Here is an 18,908-nt window from a genome sequence, read left to right on the forward strand (position 1 = left end):
CTATTAAAATGCTTTGGGATTAACCGGAAGCAACTCTCCAAGCTCAATCCCAGCTTCTGTAACCGTCGCTCTGTACGGATATACCTCCACACCAAGTTCCAGCGCTTCATAAAAAAGATCTGCGTATGCAGGATCAATCACATCTGCCGGAGCAAAACAATGTCCGTCCGGACGTTGAATAAGATAGAAAAATGCTGCGCGCTGTCCTTGTTTCACAAGGCTGATCATATTGTTAAGATGTTTTCGTCCTCGCTCTGTGACGGCGTCTGGAAAGCAAGCAACTTCGTCTTCAACCATGGTTACGTTCTTACATTCAATCCATAGCGGTGGTAATGAATCATCTGCTGTCCGCAACACACCGTCCGCACGGCTATCGCCAACCTTTGCTTCACTTTTAAAGACAGTGTAGCCCTCTGCCCAATGCAATCTACCCGCTTCAAAAGCAGTTTTAAGCATTTTGTTCGGCGTCTGAGTGTTCACTCCGACCCATTTAACTCCGGATACCATGTTCAGACCAACCGCTTCCTGTGTCCATTTCAATTTCCTATTAGGATTTGCAGCAGGCGAAGCTAAAATAGGAGAACCCTGACGTAACAGGCCCATCATGGAGCCGGTATTATTGGAATGTATCCAAACGGACTCTCCATCTACAAGAATTTCTACGCTGAAACGTTTTACGCGACGAACAAAGGACCCGGCGATGCATCCCTCTGGGTATGAAATAAGAGGCTCGTGTGTAGACATAAAATTTCCTAACTATGTATGTTTGATTACCAAAAAAGTTGGTAAGGAAACCGGTTCTAAAAGTTTACATGTGTGTTGTTAACTGGTACTCGGCAGAAAGCTAGAAGGCATCATAATTATTGTTTAAACACGTTGCATATTAATGCGCTAAGTTAACAGCAATTATTGCGGAGGGCTGCACAACAGTAGAATTCTGACTGTGCCCATTATTTGCTTTCGGTATACTTTTGGCTTTTTGATACGCCCACCATGTACGCATAAATTTTATTTTAGAGAGAGGCAACGAATGAAGACTTCAAGCCGTATCGCACAACTAAAACCGTCTGCTACCTTGGCTGTTAACGCAAAAGCTCTTGAGCTCAAAGCACAGGGTAAAGAAATTATTAGCCTTGCTGTTGGGGAACCTGATTTTCCAACGCCTGACTATGTACGTGACGCGTGCAAACGCGCGCTGGACGACGGTTTTACCAGATATGGTGCCGTACCGGGACTTCCTGAACTTCGTACTGCTGTAGCCAACTACTTCAACGTTATGTATGGCACGACCGCACGTGCTGAACACACAATGATTACAAACGGCGGCAAGCAGGCGCTCTTCAACCTGTTCCAGAGTCTCATTAATCCTGGTGATGAAGTCATCATACCAGCACCATACTGGGTAAGCTATCCGCCAATGGTACAACTCGCTGAAGGAGTACCTGTAGCGGTTGCAGCCTCTGCTGAAGCAGGGTTTAAAGTTACCGTTGAACAGCTTGAAGCCGCTCGTACTGAAAAAACAGCTGTGCTGCTGCTTAACTCTCCATCCAACCCGACTGGCGCTGCGTACTCCCGAGATGAAATTAACGCCATCGCGGAATGGGCCATCAGCCACAACATCTTTATTATTTCCGACGAAATTTACGACCAACTCGTATATGCACCAGCAGAGCACGCTTCACTTGCTCCATGGTGGGAAAAATACCCTGAACAGGTCTGTATCGTAAACGGTCTGGCAAAAAGCTTTGCCATGACTGGTTGGCGCATCGGCTACGTTCTTGCGCATGTTGATCTCATCAAAGCAATGAGCAAGATTCAAGGTCAATCCACATCAAACGTCTGCTCTTTCGCACAAAAAGGTGCAGTTGCAGCGCTCACTGGTGGCTTTGAAATTGTTGAATCCATGCGATCTTCTTTCCGCAATCGCCGTGACCTTGCCATGAGCATCATCGGCAAATGGCCTAATGTTGTATGTCCTGTGCCACAGGGTGCGTTCTACCTTTTCCCTGATGTCCATCGCCTGTACAACGAAACATACCCAGACTCTGCTGCAATGTGCACATACCTGCTTGAAGAAGCAGGCGTTGCGTTAGTTCCTGGTGCTGCTTTCGGTGATGACAACTGCATTCGTATTTCATACGCAGTGGACGAGAAAACTCTCGAAGAATCTTTGCATAAAATTGCTCGTATCCTTTTCAGATAAGAGAATTATAATATTGGGCTTTACACTTTTTCCCTACGCTTCATCAAATGAACTACTGCCCTTTTTATACTCGGGCGGCTCTACTTTTATACAAAGAAGCGGGGTAATACTTTATGACAATAAATACACTTGATTGGACGGGAGCATGGAACGGACGCCTTTCCGAAAAAGACGAGCAGCGTCATGCTGCCCGCTGTGAGAAGCTCGCCACGCACCTGTATGAAGAAATTGACAATGACAGACTGCCGTTTATCAACTTGCCCTATCGAGAAGAACTTGAGAAAAATCTCATAGAACACTCTCCGTGGTTGCAGTCTTTTGACCATATGCTGCTCCTGGGCATTGGTGGCAGCGCGTTAGGAACAAGAGCACTCCAGCGTGCATTTTTTCCTGAACAGGATATGCCGAACCATACCGGTAAACGCCTGTGGATTTCAGACAACGTTGATGCCGGAACAACAGAAGAATGGCTGACACGTTTACCTGCAGAAAAAACAGTCGTTATTGTTATTTCTAAATCCGGTGGCACAATTGAGACCATTGCACAGTACTTTGTTGTACGTGAATGGCTTAAGCAGCACCTTGGCGACGCATGGACTGATCACATTATGCTCATTACAGATGCCCAAAACGGTTATCTGCGAGATGAAGTGAACAGACTTGGCGTGCGTTCTATGCCTGTGCCTGAGAACCTTGGCGGTCGCTACTCCGTGCTCAGCGCGGTTGGGCTTGTTCCGGCAGCGTTCCTTGGTATTGACTGGAAAGCTTTGCTTGATGGTGCTATGTCAGTCGGTGACAGCCTTTGTAAACATGGATGCGGTGAGCGCACTATGTTGACCCACCCTGCATGGAAAATTGCATCGTGGGCAAAAACACTTATGGAAGAAGATTACAACATTCTATTGTTCTTTACCTATATTCCTAAGTGGGCTTCCTTTGGCGACTGGTTTGCACAACTTTGGGCTGAAAGCCTTGGCAAAGATGGAAAAGGTTCTACACCGCTTCCTGCCAAAGGCGTTACAGACCAGCATTCAACGCAGCAACTCTACCTTGGTGGACCACGCGACAAAGGTTGTTTGTACCTTACTTGTCCAACTCAGCCGGAAGGCATTACTTTTGCTAATGACCTGCCTGAAAGATGGGACTACCTTCGCGGTGAAAAGTTTGGCACCTTACTACAGGCAGAAACACTTGGTTCCCGCATGGCTCTCGGTCAAACCGAGACACCACTTGTAGAAATTAGAGTGGGTGAAGCAACAGAAACTGAAGCCGGACGCCTTATTGCGCTGTTGGAAATTGCCACAGTACTTACAGGCTGGCTGCTTGAAATAAATCCGCTTAACCAGCCGCATGTCGAACTCGGCAAGCGATTGGCTAATGCACGGCTCGGTGCCACTGGCTACGATGAAGAAAGCAAACAGCTTGAACACTTCTTAGGCAGGGAGCCCGACATTCAGGAGTTCTAGTTTGATTTTAAGGTTCTTCAAGGACGAAAAGCCATTTGGCTTCGTACGAGTCCTCTCATGGGCAATGCTCATAGTTATCATTATCTCAAGCCTGCTCATGTCCACATTTATTGCGGATCAAGCTCGGAAGACCTTAATTGAAAAACAGAAAAACTTTGCACTATTACTGGCGGAAAATCTGAACCATCAGATTTTCCGTCGTTTTACACTTCCTACCATCATCGGTTACGGGCGCATTGCGCTGCGAAACCCGACCCAGTACCAACGCCTTGAACAGGTAGTTCAAAACACCATTCACGGCCTGCATGTTAAGGGCCTGCGCATATACGACAACAAGCAGATCACTTCATATTCCACCAATAAAGATGACCTCGGTAAAACAAGTATTGCCGGAATTGCTGCGCAAAAAGCTGTAGAGCAGAATACCTACACTTTTGAAATCGAATCAAAAATTTCTCCCATAAAAGCACTGTTCTTGCCCAACCTTCCTGATGACACCTTTACGTTGCGTACAACCTATCCGCTACGCCTTGAAGGAAAACTCGGTGAGGAGCCTAAAGAGCTTCCTATCATGGGCGTACTGGAAATTACGCAGGATATTACGCAGGACTACATGAGCGTACTCAGCTTCCAGCGTCTTATCTTTATATCTATTTTCTGCTCGTCCATGTTCATGTTCATGATTCTTGTGTTCATCATCAAGCGGGCAGAACGAGTTCTGACAAACCGTCTTGAAGAAAAAGAGAAGCTTGAACACGACCTGCATCAGAACGAAAAACTGGCAGGCATGGGACGAATGGTTTCATCGATTGCACATGAAATCCGCAACCCGCTAGGCATTATATCTTCCAGCGCGGAAATGATGATCAAACGTGACAGTACAGACGATTTCACCAAAAAAATGCTTACCGTCATTTTTGAAGAATCAAAACGGCTTGCCCAGACCGTTACAGACTTCCTCGACTACGCAAAGCCTAAGCCGACTCGCCATGACAAGGTAGATCTTGCGCTTATCATCAATCAGGCGCTTGGCTTCCTTGAAAATGAGCTCGAATCCAAAGGCATCACCGTCGCACGGGATTATAATTTAAAATTCTTTATAGAGGGTGATAGCGACTTGCTCTATCGTGCTGTATACAATGTTGTTTCTAACAGCATTCAAGCGATGGACGGCGATGGGGAAATTCGAATCTGCGGTACTCAAGGAAAAACTGCAATATTGCAATTCCATGATTCCGGCAGCGGATTTGATGAAGCGCATTTGAGCAAGATGCTCGACCCGTTCTTTACTACACGCGACAACGGAACCGGACTTGGGCTGCCTATCGTAAACAGCATTGTTAAAAGCCATCACGGCACACTGACACTAGGCAAATCTCCCCTTGGCGGCGCACTCGTTACTATGGAATTTCCACTGAAAACACCGGGCAGGTAATCAGATATGAAAAAGAAAAAGCACTTACTCGTTATAGATGACGAAAAAAACTATCTGCTTGTTCTCGAAGCACTTCTCACGGACACTGGGTACAAAGTTACAGCACTGAATGATCCAGAAACAGCACTCACATTCCTTGAAGAATCTGATGTTGATGTTGTACTCACCGATATGAAGATGCCGAAAATTTCCGGCGCAGAAGTTCTTGAACACGTACGCAAAAACTATCCCGGTCTTCCGGTTCTTATTATGACCGCCTTTGGCACCATCCAGAGCGCTGTTGAAGTTATGCGTACCGGTGCATTCGATTATATCGCCAAGCCGTTTTCAAATGATGAGTTGCTGCTTTCTGTGCAGAATGCTGTTGAGCTTTCTCAGGCACGCCAGAATTACCAGTTACTCACAGAAAATTTTCAAACCCGATACGGTCGTAACAACATCATCGGTAAAAGCAGCGCTATTCGCTCTGTTCTTTCCCTCGTTGACCGCGCAGCCCCAAGTAAATCCACAGTTCTCATCAGTGGTGAATCCGGTACAGGTAAAGAGCTTGTCGCTCGCGCCATTCACTTTTCTTCGCCACGTAAGAGTGCACCGTTTATCAGCGTGAACTGCATGGCGCTCAACCCTAGCTTGCTGGAAAGCGAACTTTTCGGGCACGAAAAAGGCTCCTTCACTGGTGCAATCGCTTTAAAACGAGGCCGCTTTGAGCTCGCTGACACAGGAACACTCTTCCTTGATGAAATAGGTGAACTCTCACACGACATGCAGGTTAAACTCTTGCGTGTTTTGCAGGAACGCCGTGTTGAACGCGTGGGTGGTACAGAAGAAATTGAAGTAGATATCCGTATCGTTGCCGCTACAAACAAAGACCTTCTGGAAGAAGTAAAAAAAGGCAACTTCCGCGAGGATCTTTACTATCGCCTCAATGTTGTTCACATGCAGATCCCGCCATTACGTGAACGCCGTGAGGACATCCCGCTTCTGGTAGCTCACTTTATTGAAAAAATTTCAGAACAGCAGGAAGTAACGGAGCGAACCTTCACAGTTGAGGCTCTTGACTACCTTTCCGGCTATGAATGGCCGGGCAACATTCGTCAGTTAGAGAACGTCATCGAACGTTGCCTCGTTCTTGGTACCGGCACTGATATCAGTGTTGATGACCTGCCTCCAGAAGTACGCGATGAAGAAAGCCAGTTAAAAAGTGCGGTAGACTTGTTACCTGTTCAGCTCGACCTCAGTGACACACTGGAAAAAATCGAAGCTGCCCTTATCCGCAGAGCGTTAGCTCGCGGAAACTTCGTACAAGTAAAGGCCGCTGAATCTCTCGGCATTTCAAAAAGCCTGCTGCAATACAAACTTAAAAAATACAATATCACTGGGCACTAGTACTTTTTAGACTATACTGTGTTGTGCTTTGCGAGAGGTGCACGTGTTGTATTTACCAAGCATTTTTTTGCTGGTGATCATTGCACGAGACAACAGGTTACGGCTCTATGTCAAACCTTGCCGCCTCCCATTATTACGCTCAAAAGTAACTTACATTCACTTCTCTGTTCGTGATGTATGCGCAACAACATGACCCAATCGTATAATTTGATCCGCATGATTTGAAAAACTTGGAGCCCCTATGCTGAAAGTTGCAATCCCCGGTTTTGCGCCGATGGAATTTGATCATCTTGTTTTAGATTTTAACGGCACCATTGCCTTTGACGGCAATATTATTGATGGTGTCGAACCTGCAATCGCAATGCTTTCTCAGCTTCTTACAGTACATATCGTTTCCGCTGACACGAACCAGAATGTCGTACGCGAAGTAGCGCACCTTCCTGTAACAACACGAGTTGTGAACAGTGCCTATCAGCAGCAGGAAAAATTGGAATATATTGAAAAACTCGGTCCAGAAACCGTATGTGCCATTGGCAACGGCAACGTCGATACCGACATGCTGAAAAGGGCTGAACTCGGCATAGCCATTTTGGGACCTGAAGGGCTCAGCCCCAAAGCATTAGCTGTAGCAGATGTACTCATGCCTGATATCGTCAATGCTCTTGAGTCGCTTGTGAACTCATCACGACTCAAAGCAACACTACGCAACTAAGCCTGTAGCCAAGTAGTAGCATTTCAAACTCCCGTGTGTTTCTAAAACACACGGGAGTTTTTTGTTAGAAAAAGAGCAGAAATCAACAACAATCAATAACGAATCATAGAAAAAACGATTTCTTATCAGTACCCATTGTTCTTTATAACCATTGATATGAGTAACAACAAATTCGACCTATTTTTCAATTACAATTTTTCCAATGTGCAACCTTGAGTTACGTGCCCCCCTGCAAACTGTTAACAGCAGTTTGCAGCAAAAAATACTCACAACACCATAGAATCATGATAATTCAACGTCTTGTGAAATTTATCTCAATAGGCATGCATTTTGTATTATTTGAAGTGCTCTAGAAAATAGGTTCTGAGTTATCTTGAGGAGGATACAAAGTATGTCTACAATTTCACGTCGTCAGGTGATAGCAGGTGTTGGGGGAGTAATCGTGGGTGGCGCAGTTGCCACAGCTCTTCCTGCTATGGCAGCTCCGTCTAACTTTGCAACTACAGCAGAGTGGATTCCGCATAAAGTTGATCCTGCAATCGGCGAACGCTTCGGTTACGACGGATACTACAATAAAGGCTACGGCTGCTGTTACGGCGCATTCTACGCTATCGTAGGCCAGATGGCTGAACAGCACGGCGCTCCATATAAAGATTTCCCATTCCATATGATGGAAGTTGGTAAATCCGGTATTTCAAACTGGGCAACCATCTGTGGCGCCCTGCTCGGCGCAGCTTCCGCTTTTGCGCTGTTCTACGGTCGTAAAGAACGTAAAGCCATGGTTGATGAACTCTTCCGCTGGTACGAACAAACCGCTTTCCCTCTCTACAAGCCTGCGAGCGATATTTATGTAGATAAGGAAATTCCGACAAGTGTAAGTAACTCTGTTCTCTGTCACGTGTCTGTTTCACGTTGGTCTTACACAACCGGCATTCCGGCTAAGTCAAAAGTCCGTTCCGAACGTTGCGGTCGCCTTACTGCCGACGTTGCTAAAAAAGCTATTGAAATTCTGAACGCAAAAATCGACGGCAAATTCGAAGGTCTTTACGGCAAACAAGAATCCGTTGAATACTGTGAATCCTGTCACGGTAAAGGCAAAGAATCCCCAATTGCCAAAGGCAAGCAGGATTGTACTCCTTGTCACTCCGGTTCAGAAGCCACAGAAAATAAATTTAAAGATCACCCATAGCGCTTTCTTCCAGTGGCAGCTGGAAAACGCATACTCGCACCTCATAAGTCAGGGCAGTTTTGTAGGAACACTACAAAGCTGCCCTTTCTTTGTATGTATATAAACTTCATCCTTTCCGCAGGATATACTGTGGCTCTCTTTTCGATGTAGTGTATTTTTAGATATTGCACAGAACACTCGAAGATGAGCAAGGAAGGAGCCATATGCCTCGTACACTTTTATATTTCGGTTTACTTGTCGCTTTGTTAACGGTTCAGCTCACCACGACAGCGGTTGCAGAATCGAACGCGTTTCAAAAGTCGCGTAATACCATTGCTGCTAAGACTTCAGGCCCCTTGTCACCACCAGACACAACCAGTCCGCAGGCTACGCTTCGCAGTTTCATGCTCAATACAACCCGCGCGTACCAGCTTATGAAGCAGGCTCATGCGCTGGATATGGAATCTGACAATATATTCACGCACACTCCGCAGGTAACAGCGCTGTCAGATCAAGCAATGCTTTATTTTGAAAAAGCTATCAAATGTGTAAACTTCAGTGAAATTCCAGCAAGTTATCGTGCAGAATTTTCATACGAAGCCGTCATACAGCTTAAAGAAGTAATAGATAGAATAAAACTGCCTCGCATGGGGGCAGTGCCAGATAGTGACGACATGATGGAACACGACTACTGGCGCGTTCCGGGAACATCATTCGAAATTCAATACGTAAAAGAAGGTGACCGTTCCGGAGAATACCTTTTTAATCCAGAAAGCGTTCGCAATATAGAAGCACTCTACAATCGCGCCAAATATCTCCCGTACATAAAAAAAACTACGGAAGGTTTTTACCGATTCTACAGCTCCACCCCCGGCAGACTCGTGCCACCCAAGTGGTTTTCTTACGTTCCAAAATCTCTTTCGACTGAACTCTATCGCGAACAAACAATCTTTCAATGGGTCGTATTCTTTCTCAGCATTTTATTTTTCATATTCCTGAGCGTCATCTCTTTCAAACTAACACGTAGAAGAAGTCTTAAAAAATATCCCATTACCAACGAACTCCTGCACCTTGTTCTTCCTCTACAGCTCGTTATTTCATGCCTTTTACTTGCATACATTTTTGACGATATCATAAACCTTACAGGCCGTTTCCTCGTGCTCTCTGTAGGAATCTTGCAAATCGTACAATGGCTCTCAGCCGCATGGGGTATACTCATTCTCGGGCGCGTCGTTGCAGAGTCCATTTTAGCAACACCGAGTATAGATCCACGCGGAATTGATGCAAGTCTCGTCAATACCGTCACCAATCTTACCTGCATATTCCTCGCAGTGTGCGTTCTCTTTTACGGTGGCACAAAACTCGGCATCCCACTTATTCCTGTAGTCACAGGTTTTGGTGTCATCGGTCTTGCCATCTCTCTCGCCGCACGTCCGACAATCGAAAACGTCATCGGCGGGCTCACTCTTTTTGCAGACAAACCCGTACGCATTGGCGATTTCTGCATGTTCGGTAAAACACGCGGCAAAGTTCTACACATCGGGCTGCGTTCAACCAGAATCCGCGCCAGTGACCGGACAATCATGTCCATTCCAAATGCTGAGTTCTCGCATCTTCAGCTCATCAACCTCACGCACCGCGACAAATTCAAGCTCGATCTCGACATCGGTCTTAGCTACGTAACGACTTCGACTCAGTTACGGTGGATCATAACGAAGTTATACGAGATGCTTTATGCACACCCGGAAATCAGTAGAAAACCACTCCTCTGGGTACGTTTTGTTAACTTCAATTCTTACTCAAAAGACATAAATATTCGCGCCTACATCAACACAACAAGGCTCAGTCATTTCTACAGAATTCAAGAAGATGTCCTATTTCGTATTGGTGAAATTATCGAAGAAGGTGGCGCAGCCTTTGCCTATCCAACAAGTTCAACCTATCTCCACACCGTTGATGAGGACCTCACAGAGCCATCCAATCTCGCAAACGAGTTAGAAGAGTTCTCGAACGAAACTCAGTTCCCATTCCCTGATTTCCCAGCTGACCGGATCGACCAAATAAGCAACAAGCTCAAATATCCGCCAGAAGCCGAAGAAGACTATTCAGGGCTTCCGCTACGCACCGATGATAAGGATACCAAGGAAGACAAAACCGCCAAGGAAGACATGCATGGCAAGCCTTACACTGAGTAATGTATTGGTGACTATCCTTTTGTGTCTCCGACGGCTCTCTGAGAGGCAAGGGCTCTGCCCTGCACCCGTAAGGGGGACGCCCCCTTAACCGCGGTTTATTGCGACATCATCCTGCTGTTTATGCCTTCACGCGGCGTAACCACCACGACCTTTCATTGAAGCTACTTCGTTATGGAAAGTTAGTTGGTATCGCGGCTTCCAACGTAATAGCTTTATGAAATTACTCGCGTATAATTGGGTCAAAGGGCAAGCCCCTTGCGGGTGCTTGCGCCAGTAGGCGTTCACGAGGGACGAGTGGTACGGATACCAGTCCCTTGTGGAGGCAGAGCCCTTGCCCGTCGGAGACCCGCCGGAGGCTCGTCGAAGACAACCTAAAAACAACGCGCTGACGCTAGCCTACTTCTGACAAGTTTCGCAGAAGACAGTTGTGCGCCCAGCAACTTTTTCGGTTTTGAGCGGCTCACCGCAGACGCGGCAATCCTGCCCCGTGCGCCCGTAGACGAGAAAATTGTTCTGGAACGATCCGGCATCACCGTGCGCATCGCGATAATCACGGATGGATGAACCACACTCACGGATGGCTTGCTTAAGCACTTCCTTGAGCTTTATATGCAACAGCCCGAGCTTCTTCTTAGGGATCTCATTCGAAGGCGTGTCGGGACGAATACCTGCTCGAAAAAGTGACTCATCTGCGTAAATATTGCCAATTCCGGCGATTACTTTTTGATCGAGTAACGCTGCTTTTATGCGGGTTCTGCGTGACTGAAAAAGGGCTACGAACGCGTCAGTCTTAATGACGAGCGGCTCTGGGCCTAGCTGCTGCCAGAACTGCCAGTTCAAATAATCGCATGGCGCTAGAGCACGGCAGAAACCGAATTTGCGCATGTCGTCGAAGAACAAGCGGTTGCCGTTGCTCAAATCAAAAATTATTCGAGTATGCCGTGCTGGCGGAGTATTTGGCGGATAAACAAACAACCTGCCGGACATTTTTAGATGAAAGGCAAGTTGCAGAGGATATTCCGAGCGCGGCACGGGAAGTTCATTTTCATAAATTTGCGGGATCGAAAGATCCATAAGCAACAGCTTGCCCCGCCTATGCACGTGCGTGATCTCACGCCCAGTGATAAGACCTTCCAGCGCATCGCGCCTTCCTTCTACACTGCTGTCGTTAAGGATGGTAACTTCTTCTATTGTCTGCTCTGCCAGCATCGGCCATAGACCTGCGGCAATGGTTTCAACTTCTGGTAATTCTGGCATTATTTTCTGTGTGGGTGTTCCGGTACGGGCATTGAGATTGTGCACTCTTTGCCGTCCCTGATTACTGTAAAGACCATGTCTTTTCCCTCTTTGGCGGCTTTTACGCCTGCTCTATGAAGGGTCATCATGGAGTCAACGTCCATTCCACTTACTTTGACGATTTTATCGCCAGCAAGAACCCCTGCTGTGTGCGCAGCAGATTTATCTTTTACTTCTAAGATTGTTGCACCATCGCCTTCCATACGCAAGGTAAAGCCAAGTCTGCTCTGTTTTGTAAGCGGACAATAAAACTGTATATGCCCTCTCTCTACAACAATCGGCTCTCTGTTTCGCCATGGAACGATAAGTAACACTTTGGCATCTGGATCAAGCTTGGATAGGCGATATGAAATGCCCCAGCCGTGCTCTACGTGCCCAGTGCCGGTAAGAATGACTATTGGTAAATTTGTTTTCTTGCGAATGGCCATCGCCTGCTCTGCCATTCCGGTATCCCACATGGATTGAATCAGGAAAAAGCGCTTGCGGTAATGAGCGAGTGATTTTTTTGCGACCTCTGCCGCTTTGGGATCATCTTTTCCCTCTGTCATCAGCTCCACATGCTTATCGTGGATTCGAGTTAAATCCTCTTCTTGCGCTTCCATGCTTGGAATATTCTTTTTAGGCAGATACTTGCGCTCTTCAGGCGTAAGACTATCCAGTCCCTCATCGCCAATTTTTTTAGCTATCTCAAAGGGAAAATTGAGCGCATAAAGCTTTATTTTGTGTGCATAGAGTTCTTCGATGATGGGTTCATAAAGCGAATAGGAAAAACCCCATGCATCTTTCCAATCAACTTTGGTTGGAAATTCAGCAAGGGTAACTGTGCCGTTATTTACGGCATCAAGCTGCGGTTGTTTTTCTTGTGCGAACATTTCCATGCCCACAGTAAAGCGCATTCCGGATTCTGCTAATGCAGCAATAATTTTTGCTTGAACAATATGATCGCAGGCGACGTTATGAGTTTCGCCAATGAGGATGTAGTCGTATGATTTTGCGGTAACGAGGAGGTCTGAAAGAGAGGCTTTGGTTCCGTTGGCGTTAAAGAATTCGCCTTCAACCAGTTGGGGACTGGCTTGCGGGGTAACAACTAGCTTGGTGTTAGTCGCTTTAGATACGGATTGCGCAGGGGCGGCGCGGGAAAGAGGCGGTTGCGCCAAAGCGCAACCACCCATTATTACTACTACAGAAAAAAGAATTCTGTGGGCTAATCCCATATCCTTTTGTCCTCGATAGGACGAATCTGCGGAGGCAGTGAGCCAGGAGTAAGCACCTTGAGCTCCGGACGAAGTTTAATTTTTTCACGGAACTGGTGCAGCAGTTCATCCCCACGTTTGAAGTTACTTGCTTCAACGTACAGGGTCATTTCGTCAATGCCACCCGGGTTGGTAACTTCGATCTGCCAACGCTTGATTTCTTCAAAGCGTGCCATAACCTGTTCAACCTGATGTGGGTAAACGAACATACCTTTAATACGAGCGGTGGTATCTACGCGGCCAACAATGGAGCCGAGACGCGGAGAGGTACGACCACATGGGCAAGGAGATCTGTCGATGTAACCGAGGTCACCGGTAGCAAGACGAATAAGCGGGTAGGTTTTGTTGAATGCGGTAACAACAATTTCACCAACTTCGCCGTCTTTAAGAGGAATACCAGTGTCAGGATGACAGATTTCAACAAAAGTTCTGTTGGCAATGTGCAGACCGGTTTTGTGGTAACATTCGTAACCAATACAACCAACGTCTGCGGTGCCGTAGCCCTGACGCATGATGAGGTCGAACTTCTTCTCAAGGGAAGCACGCATTTTCTCAGAGATACGCTCGCCAGTTACAAAAGCAACTTCGAGGTAGAGATCTTTACGCAGGTTCAAACCTTTTTCTTCTGCTTTCTGGGCAAGGTGCATCAGGTAGCTTGGAGTTCCAACATACCCGCTTACACGTAATTTTTGCATGATTTCCAACTGAGTCGCAGCATTGCCGGGACCAGCAGGAACTGTTGCACAGCCAAGATTACGCAGCGGCTCTTCAAACATGAGGCCAGCAGGCGCAAGATGGTAGTTGAAGGTAATCTGCGCTACGTCGCCTGGACGGAAACCAGCAGAGTAAAAACCTTCGGTGTAACCCCAGTAATCGTCTGTGCGATCTTCTGGGTCAAAAATTGGTCCAGGAGAAAGGAATACACGCTTCAATTCACCAAGGTCTTTAGTAAGAAGACCACCAAGACGCGGGCCCATAGACTGTAAGAAGATAAGTTCTTTCTTCTTAAGAATAGGAATGTGTTTGAGGTCAGAAAGAGTTTTAAACTTTTCTACCTGAAACTGAGCACGGTCAAAACGCTTCTTTACATCTTCTGAGTAGCGGTATGCGTAAGTAAGAAGGTCTTTAAGCTGGATAAGGTAAAACTGACGACGTTCGCTTTCGTCGAGCACTTCACGTCGGCTATATATGCCTTCTGTACGGTCTTTACGGGTCATGTGGGTACTCCATACAAGAAATTTTTATGCGGAACTAAACCCCGACCTTACAGCATATTTAATCGAAGATCAAGTTTTTTCTATTTTTTACTGATATTTCAGATATATACCACAGAACCTAAGAGGCGCAAGTTTTTTTCGTTTTTGCGGGATGCAAAAAAATCCCGACTCATAACAAGTCGGGATTTTGAATCTATTTTACATGGCGCATTGCGCCGGAAGAAAGCTATTCTGCTGATTCTTCCTGAGCAGCAGCAAGACGTTCTTTACGTGCTGCTTCCTGCTTACGTTCGCGAGTGCCAACGTATTTGTGACCTTCAAGCGCATCAAGGCCTTCCTGATGACGAGCGAAGATAAGGAAGCCTGTGTGAGCTACCATACGGTCACTTGGACGCAGACGGTCCGGTACTGCTTTCCAGTTACGAACGAGAAGCTCGGAAACTTCAACTTCGTCAAATGGACCTTTCTCCAATTCTGTAAGAAGGCTGGAAACCTGATCTACTGTAGGCACGAGGAAGCCGATCATTGCGCCGGGCTTAACCGCACCTGGAATAAATTTTACGTAATCCCAAGGGTCACGAACATCGAGGAAAAGTGCATCGGCATTATCAACGAGGAAGCCGTTTTCGATGTTGTGGTTGTATAAGGTTACGTTTTTGCCAACGCCTGCCCAGTCAAGGTTACGACGAGCAAGGTTCATAAATTCTTCACGGGCTTCGTGGGTGTGAATTTCACCCTTTTCGCCTGCAAACCAACTCATAGCGAGAGTAAGGCTACCGGAGCCGGAACCAGCTTCGATAATTTTAGAACCGTTACCCACACCAAGCTTCATGCAGATGTAGCCGATATCTTTTGGATAGATAACCTGTGTCTGACGCTTGACGCCTTTCACAAGATCATGCAACGAAGGGCGTTGCACGCGGAATGGCTTTCCTTTATGAGAAAGAACAACGCTACCGTAACCGGCAGCCATGATGTCTTCCATTTTAAGAATGCCGTCATTGCCATGTATATCATTACCAAGTTCTACACGACGCATAACGCGTTTTCCGCGCGCGCCGACAAGCAGAACCAATTCGCCTTGCTTAATCATATTTTTTTCCTCCGTGGTTGGAGCAACGCCCTACTTTTATATATGGAGCCTGTCAAGAGACAGCCTGTTCTTGAAAATTCGAGATTTTTATACAATTCAGGCCGAGAATCGGCTCTTTTTTGATTGAAATAATAGCTGTCTTTTTGTGCCACCTGTACGTATAGTAACTAATCCTACCAGAGTGCGGAACATAATTGCCATGAAGTTTACATATATTTTTGGTCCGGTTTATTCAGGAAGACTCGGTCATTCCCTCGGTCTAGATCTCCTCGGAGAGAGGATCTGCTCTATGGACTGTCTTTACTGCGAAGTAGGCAGAACTAATGAATTGACCCTGACACGAAAGCCGTATGTTCCAGCCGAAAAATTGCTGGACGAATTACGCCACTGGCGTGACGAACATAGCGATAATCTACCCGATTACGTAACTCTGGGAGGCTCAGGGGAACCGTGTCTCAATAGTGATTTAGACACTATAATAAAAGGCTGTAAACAGATTCTTCCTTCTGTCCCTGTAGCTGTTCTCACTAATAGTACACTCTTATGTGATCCCGAGGTGCAAGAGGCACTCATGGAAGTAGATGCCGTACTTCCTTCTTTGGACTCACTTGTAGATAAAGAATTTGCAAAATTGAATCGCCCCTGCGGGGGGGTCAAAGCCGCACACGTTGCTGAATGCCTCGTAAAATTCAGTGACACATACAACGGCAAAATTTTTCTAGAAATATTACTGTCGCAGGGCGTTAACGATTCACAAGAGAATCTTACCCTGCTCAAGGAGTATGTAACTTCGTTACAGCCTCATCGTGTTGACGTAACAACCTTATCCAGACCCGGTGCCTTTTCTTTGGCAAAAGCTGTTGACCCTGCCGTACGTAAAGTATGGCAAACCGCACTCTCTGAATGCATTACTAGATTTGATGCCAATGGCTCAGCTAGCCAACAACACGCTACACAAGAAAACGCACCCCCAGCAGCTGCAACGCAGACTGCCACTGGAAACTTTGCGGACTTGCCGGAACAAGACCGGTCAGCTGCAAAACAACGTGTCCTGGAGTCGCTTACACGCAGACCCCAGACACCTTCGCAGCTTGCAATTGCTCTCACCCTTCCTCTATCCAACGTTCAAGGAGCACTGAACATACTGGAGAATGAAGGTGCTATTTACAAGTCAGAGCAAGACCGCACTGCAACACTCAACACAGATGAGCCTTTCTACTCCTGCCAGTAGTCCGATTGCCCCGACAGCACTCGGAAATGATTTTTTAAAGGACTCACAATGGTCAGACCACGCAAAGGCAAGCGTAAGATGTTTATCAGCACCTTGCCGGGCGAACAGGTTGAAGTATTACTAGCCGAAGAAGGCGTAGTACAAGAGTATTATGTTGAAATGGTTCATCAGCAGAAAACCAAAGGTAACATCTACAAAGGTGTTATCAACAACATAGACACAAACCTTCAAGCCGCATTTATCTCATACGGCGCAGAAAAGAACGGGTTTCTTCAGATTGATGAAGTGCATCCGGAATATTTCCTTTCGCCGCATGATCCAAATCGGGGTAAAAAATACCCTCCAATTCAGAAAGTTCTGAAAGCCGGACAAGAAATTCTAGTACAGGTTGTTAAAGAACCTACCGGAACCAAAGGTGCGTTTCTTACTTCGTACCTCTCCATTCCCGGCCGTTTTCTCGTTCTTACACCGGGTCGCGAACAAATTGGCGTTTCCCGTAAAGTGGACGACGAAAAAGAACGCGCACGCTTAAAAGCAATCTTTGATGAACAGAAACCGGGTGATGATCTCGGCGTAATCGTTCGTACCGTCAGCATGGCTCAGCCTAAAACTTCCCTGCTGCGCGACTTACGATTCCTCAAAAGAATGTGGAAAGACGTACGTAAAAAAGCCACCACAGAAGAGTCTCCCTCCCTTCTCTATCGTGAACGCGATCTCGCTACCCGCGCAGTACGCGATTATCTCACAGACGAAGTAGGCGAAGTATGGATTGATGACGAAGGCACCGCAGAGGCAGTGGAAGAGTTCGCAGGACTTGTATTCCCACGTCGCGGACTTCAGGTTCGAATCCACAACCAGCCGGAACTCTCCATGTGGGAACGCTTCAACCTGCAGAAGCAGCTTGAACAAATTTACTCCCGCGAAGTTGTATTGCCTTCCGGCGGACGTCTTGTTTTTGACCAGACAGAAGCACTCATGGCAATCGACATCAACTCCGGTAAAATTGCCGGTAAAACAAACTTCGAATCCATGGCGCTTAAAACCAACATGGAAGCAGCCGAAGACATCGCACAGCAGCTTAAACTGCGTGACATCGGTGGTCAGGTTGTTATCGACTTTATTGAAATGCGCGATCGCAACCACTGGCGCGAAGTAGAAAAAACTCTTCGCAACGCTATGAAATTCGACCGTGCTCGACACGATGTTGGCAAAATGAGCCGCTTCGGTCTGCTCCAGATTGTCCGTCAGCGCCTCGGTTCTTCTGCACTGTCCATCAGTACAGAAGTCTGTCCATGCTGTAACGGCTCCGGCTCACGCCGGAACATGGAATGGCAGTCATTGCAGTCTCTCAAAGACCTGCTGCGCCGCCTGCGTCACAACAAAGATGCATTCGCTAAATTTGAAATTGAAGCTGAACGCGAACTTGCCATGTACCTGCTTAACCAAAAACGCGAACGTCTTCTCGAACTGGAAACCACATACAAAGTTTCCATCGAGATTAAGATCGCTAAGGCATAACAATGGCTCGTGTACTTTTGCACATGTGCTGCGGCCCTTGCTCCATTACAACGATCAAGGAACTGCAAAGCGAAGGACTCGAAGTTACCGGATTCTTCTACAACCCCAACATTCACCCGACAAAAGAATATCTGCGTCGTCGTGAAGGGGCTCTCGAAGTAGCCAAGCGATTCAACATCAAAGTCATTATGCGTGACCAAGATTATGATCCGCAAACATGGTTCCGTACCATGTGCTACCGAGAAGAAAACCGCTGCTTCCACTGCTACGCCATGCGCATGGAACGCGCGTTCTCAATAGGACGCAACGGCAACTTCGACTACGTGACCACAACCCTGCTCTATTCCAAAATGCAAAAGCATGAGGATATCAAAAAGCTCGGGGAAGATATGGCACAAGGCGGCAGCGCCAAGTTCCTCTATCGCGATTTCCGCACCGGCTGGAAGGAAGGTATCGAAACCTCCAAAGACTGGGGCGTTTATCGCCAGCAGTACTGCGGCTGCCTCTACTCCGAAGGCGAACGATACGCCAAAGAGTTTAAAGACACCTGCGGACTGAAAAAGTAACTAATTAAAGAAGGCTGTTCTACACATGTAGAACAGCCTTCTTTTGTTTTATTCAAATAATGTCTTCGACGTGCCTCCGGCGGCTGGGCTGAAAACTTTGAAAAGTTTTCCCCCAGACCCCCTTTCAAACTTTTTATTTACGAGGTCTTTCTTTTCTTAAGATCACCTC

Annotated in this window: 15 protein-coding genes; 10 read left to right on the plus strand and 5 right to left on the minus strand. The window is 46.8% G+C overall.

All coding sequences use genetic code 11. From position 1 onward, the window contains the following. Positions 1–3 precede the first annotated feature (3 nt). Positions 4–744, minus strand: a complete 741-nt coding sequence (gene sfsA, locus ACZ5V1_RS13805; protein ID WP_464389334.1) for a DNA/RNA nuclease SfsA — start codon at positions 742–744, stop codon at positions 4–6. 286 nt (positions 745–1,030) lie between these two features. On the opposite strand from sfsA, the gene ACZ5V1_RS13810 reads away from it, so the two are divergent. The 7 genes from ACZ5V1_RS13810 to ACZ5V1_RS13840 all read left to right on the plus strand — a co-directional run bounded on the left by ACZ5V1_RS13810 (position 1,031) and on the right by ACZ5V1_RS13840 (position 10,565). Next, complete coding sequence (locus ACZ5V1_RS13810; RefSeq protein WP_464389335.1) at positions 1,031–2,203, plus strand: pyridoxal phosphate-dependent aminotransferase; 1,173 nt, start codon at positions 1,031–1,033, stop codon at positions 2,201–2,203. 113 nt (positions 2,204–2,316) lie between these two features. Continuing rightward, positions 2,317–3,669, plus strand: a complete 1,353-nt coding sequence (locus ACZ5V1_RS13815; protein WP_464389336.1) for a glucose-6-phosphate isomerase — start codon at positions 2,317–2,319, stop codon at positions 3,667–3,669. Between the two features lies 1 nt (position 3,670). Further along, positions 3,671–5,104 carry a sensor histidine kinase gene (locus tag ACZ5V1_RS13820; RefSeq protein WP_464389337.1) on the plus strand — a complete coding sequence of 478 codons (1,434 nt, stop codon included), beginning with the start codon at positions 3,671–3,673 and terminating at the stop codon, positions 5,102–5,104. A 6-nt stretch (positions 5,105–5,110) separates the two neighbouring features. Further along, positions 5,111–6,490 carry a sigma-54-dependent transcriptional regulator gene (locus ACZ5V1_RS13825; RefSeq protein WP_160713672.1) on the plus strand — a complete coding sequence of 460 codons (1,380 nt, stop codon included), beginning with the start codon at positions 5,111–5,113 and terminating at the stop codon, positions 6,488–6,490. 241 nt (positions 6,491–6,731) lie between these two features. Beyond that, entirely contained in the window at positions 6,732–7,202 is a 471-nt protein-coding gene (locus ACZ5V1_RS13830; RefSeq protein WP_160713673.1) for an HAD family hydrolase, read from the plus strand. A gap of 391 nt (positions 7,203–7,593) precedes the next feature. Further along, positions 7,594–8,391, plus strand: coding sequence for a split-Soret cytochrome c (locus ACZ5V1_RS13835; RefSeq protein ID WP_464389338.1), 798 nt, complete (start codon positions 7,594–7,596; stop codon positions 8,389–8,391). 203 nt (positions 8,392–8,594) lie between these two features. After that, entirely contained in the window at positions 8,595–10,565 is a 1,971-nt protein-coding gene (locus tag ACZ5V1_RS13840) for a mechanosensitive ion channel family protein (RefSeq protein ID WP_464389339.1), read from the plus strand. A 396-nt stretch (positions 10,566–10,961) separates the two neighbouring features. Here the strand turns inward: ACZ5V1_RS13840 and mutM are convergent, their stop codons facing one another. The 4 genes from mutM to ACZ5V1_RS13860 all read right to left on the minus strand — a co-directional run bounded on the left by mutM (position 10,962) and on the right by ACZ5V1_RS13860 (position 15,424). Further along, positions 10,962–11,822, minus strand: coding sequence for a bifunctional DNA-formamidopyrimidine glycosylase/DNA-(apurinic or apyrimidinic site) lyase (gene mutM / locus ACZ5V1_RS13845; protein ID WP_464389340.1), 861 nt, complete (start codon positions 11,820–11,822; stop codon positions 10,962–10,964). Then, complete coding sequence (locus ACZ5V1_RS13850; protein WP_464389341.1) at positions 11,822–13,075, minus strand: ChaN family lipoprotein; 1,254 nt, start codon at positions 13,073–13,075, stop codon at positions 11,822–11,824. Before ACZ5V1_RS13850 ends, mutM begins: the two co-directional genes overlap by 1 nt. Continuing rightward, positions 13,066–14,331 (minus strand): phenylacetate--CoA ligase family protein, encoded by a 1,266-nt coding sequence (locus ACZ5V1_RS13855; RefSeq protein ID WP_464389342.1) that lies wholly within the window; start codon positions 14,329–14,331, stop codon positions 13,066–13,068. The genes ACZ5V1_RS13850 and ACZ5V1_RS13855 overlap by 10 nt, the downstream gene beginning before the upstream one ends. Before the next feature lie 226 nt (positions 14,332–14,557). Continuing rightward, positions 14,558–15,424, minus strand: coding sequence for a tRNA (adenine-N1)-methyltransferase (locus ACZ5V1_RS13860; protein ID WP_464389343.1), 867 nt, complete (start codon positions 15,422–15,424; stop codon positions 14,558–14,560). A gap of 199 nt (positions 15,425–15,623) precedes the next feature. Between ACZ5V1_RS13860 and ACZ5V1_RS13865 the strand changes: the two genes are divergently transcribed. From ACZ5V1_RS13865 to ACZ5V1_RS13875, 3 genes are read left to right on the plus strand one after another with little or no spacing between them, the layout of a single operon-like run. After that, positions 15,624–16,655 carry a radical SAM protein gene (locus ACZ5V1_RS13865; RefSeq protein ID WP_464389344.1) on the plus strand — a complete coding sequence of 344 codons (1,032 nt, stop codon included), beginning with the start codon at positions 15,624–15,626 and terminating at the stop codon, positions 16,653–16,655. A 48-nt stretch (positions 16,656–16,703) separates the two neighbouring features. After that, on the plus strand, positions 16,704–18,173 hold the full coding sequence (locus ACZ5V1_RS13870) for an Rne/Rng family ribonuclease (protein WP_464384489.1): 1,470 nt from the start codon (positions 16,704–16,706) through the stop codon (positions 18,171–18,173). Positions 18,174–18,175: 2 nt separating this feature from the next. Beyond that, positions 18,176–18,739: an epoxyqueuosine reductase QueH gene (locus ACZ5V1_RS13875; protein ID WP_160713691.1), complete on the plus strand. Its 564-nt coding sequence runs from the start codon at positions 18,176–18,178 to the stop codon at positions 18,737–18,739. The last annotated feature ends 169 nt before the right edge of the window (positions 18,740–18,908 follow it).

The organism is Halodesulfovibrio oceani subsp. galateae, from assembly GCF_055397225.1.

Bases quoted from the DNA above. Each gene is read 5' to 3' on its own strand.
- ACZ5V1_RS13855 (WP_464389342.1), bottom strand. From the start codon at position 14,331: ATGACCCGTAAAGACCGTACAGAAGGCATATATAGCCGACGTGAAGTG.
- mutM (WP_464389340.1), bottom strand. From the start codon at position 11,822: ATGCCAGAATTACCAGAAGTTGAAACCATTGCCGCAGGTCTATGGCCG.
- ACZ5V1_RS13850 (WP_464389341.1), bottom strand. From the start codon at position 13,075: ATGGGATTAGCCCACAGAATTCTTTTTTCTGTAGTAGTAATAATGGGT.
- ACZ5V1_RS13870 (WP_464384489.1), top strand. From the start codon at position 16,704: ATGGTCAGACCACGCAAAGGCAAGCGTAAGATGTTTATCAGCACCTTG.
- ACZ5V1_RS13815 (WP_464389336.1), top strand. From the start codon at position 2,317: ATGACAATAAATACACTTGATTGGACGGGAGCATGGAACGGACGCCTT.
- ACZ5V1_RS13830 (WP_160713673.1), top strand. From the start codon at position 6,732: ATGCTGAAAGTTGCAATCCCCGGTTTTGCGCCGATGGAATTTGATCAT.
- sfsA (WP_464389334.1), bottom strand. From the start codon at position 744: ATGTCTACACACGAGCCTCTTATTTCATACCCAGAGGGATGCATCGCC.
- ACZ5V1_RS13875 (WP_160713691.1), top strand. From the start codon at position 18,176: ATGGCTCGTGTACTTTTGCACATGTGCTGCGGCCCTTGCTCCATTACA.
- ACZ5V1_RS13840 (WP_464389339.1), top strand. From the start codon at position 8,595: ATGCCTCGTACACTTTTATATTTCGGTTTACTTGTCGCTTTGTTAACG.
- ACZ5V1_RS13860 (WP_464389343.1), bottom strand. From the start codon at position 15,424: ATGATTAAGCAAGGCGAATTGGTTCTGCTTGTCGGCGCGCGCGGAAAA.
- ACZ5V1_RS13865 (WP_464389344.1), top strand. From the start codon at position 15,624: ATGAAGTTTACATATATTTTTGGTCCGGTTTATTCAGGAAGACTCGGT.
- ACZ5V1_RS13810 (WP_464389335.1), top strand. From the start codon at position 1,031: ATGAAGACTTCAAGCCGTATCGCACAACTAAAACCGTCTGCTACCTTG.
- ACZ5V1_RS13835 (WP_464389338.1), top strand. From the start codon at position 7,594: ATGTCTACAATTTCACGTCGTCAGGTGATAGCAGGTGTTGGGGGAGTA.
- ACZ5V1_RS13825 (WP_160713672.1), top strand. From the start codon at position 5,111: ATGAAAAAGAAAAAGCACTTACTCGTTATAGATGACGAAAAAAACTAT.